General features: G+C 62.6%; 1 protein-coding gene. It reads left to right on the forward strand.

All coding sequences use genetic code 11. The features are described from left to right. Positions 1-56: 56 nt before the first annotated feature. The coding region (locus ACLKMW_RS26475) for a transposase (protein WP_415727514.1) at positions 57-787 on the forward strand (731 nt) is incomplete at its 3' end.

The raw sequence follows: 787 nt of genomic DNA on the forward strand, positions 1-787 counted from the left end.
CGCCATTGACGGCTCGGGATGATTCACTGCCCCGGTGATTTGCCGGGAGGGGATGGATGCGGGGACAGGCCGGGTTTTGGGACATTGACGAGCGGTATGCCCGACTGAGCGAGGCGGGCGATCCTCTGGAAAAGCTGAACGCGGTGGTGCCATGGGAGGTTTTCCGAAAGCCGTTGGCCAAGGCGCTGAAACGCTCCGACGGCGCCAAGGGCGGCAGGCCGCCCTACGATGCGGTGCTGATGTTCAAGATCATGGTGTTGCAGGCGCTTTACAGTCTGTCGGATGATCAGGCCGAATTCCAGATCCAGGATCGGCTCTCGTTCATGCGTTTTCTCGGGTTGGGGCTGGGCGATCGCGTGCCTGATGCCAAGACGATCTGGCTGTTCCGCGAGCATCTCACACAAGCCCGCGCGGTGGAGAACCTGTTCGCCCGTTTCGACAAGCACCTCACCAGGGCCGGCTATCTTGCCATGGGCGGTCAGATTGTCGACGCCACCATCGTGGCGGCGCCGAAGCAGCGAAACACCGATGCCGAGAAGGCCGACATCAAAGCGGGCAAGATACCGGAGGAGTGGAAAGACAAGCCCGCGAAGCTGCGCCAGAAGGATCGCGATGCGCGTTGGACGGTGAAGTTCTCGAAGGCCAAGGCGGCCGAGGATGGAAAGCCGCAACCGCGCGACATCGCCATTCCCGCCTTCGGTTACAAGAACCATGCCTCGATCGATCGCCGGCACGGCCTCATCCGTGGCTGGAATGTCACCAGCGCGGCGGCCTATGACGGCGCCCA

This window comes from Borborobacter xinjiangensis, assembly GCF_047739745.1.
Taxonomy (GTDB): Bacteria; Pseudomonadota; Alphaproteobacteria; order Rhizobiales; family Rhizobiaceae; genus Pseudaminobacter.